Annotated in this window: 1 protein-coding gene; it reads left to right on the top strand. The window is 45.0% G+C overall.

Annotated elements, in window-relative coordinates; translation table 11 throughout:
- Positions 1-324 (top strand): transposase (locus CWC03_RS22940; RefSeq protein ID WP_138583809.1); only part of this gene is annotated, 324 nt, incomplete at its 5' end.
- Positions 325-333 lie beyond the last annotated feature (9 nt).

The following is a 333-nucleotide window of genomic DNA, read 5'->3' as shown; positions in this document are numbered from 1 at the left end:
AAATTTAGTGATGCCAGAGGGGCGGCGGCATGTGCAGGTGTTACACCGACCCAGCACTCATCAGGCGGAAAAGCCAAGATAGGTCATATCCCCAAAAGACGAGGCAATACATTAAGGAAAAACCTGTTTCTCGGTGCAAGAACGGTAGTCAGTAGGCTAAAACATAAAGAAGCGACCACAGAGAAAGAACGCTGGATAAAAAATCTACTCGCCAAGAAAAGCGTGAAATGTGTTGCCATTGCATTGGCCAACAAAACGGTTAGAACTGCCTATGCCTTACTTAAAAACGGTTCAACATACGAACCAAAAATTTTAGCGGCGTAGCACTGAGTA

The sequence above is a fragment of the Pseudoalteromonas sp. S2755 genome (genome assembly GCF_005886535.1).
Classification (GTDB): domain Bacteria; phylum Pseudomonadota; class Gammaproteobacteria; order Enterobacterales; family Alteromonadaceae; genus Pseudoalteromonas.
This window is presented reverse-complemented; position numbering and strand designations above follow the sequence as displayed.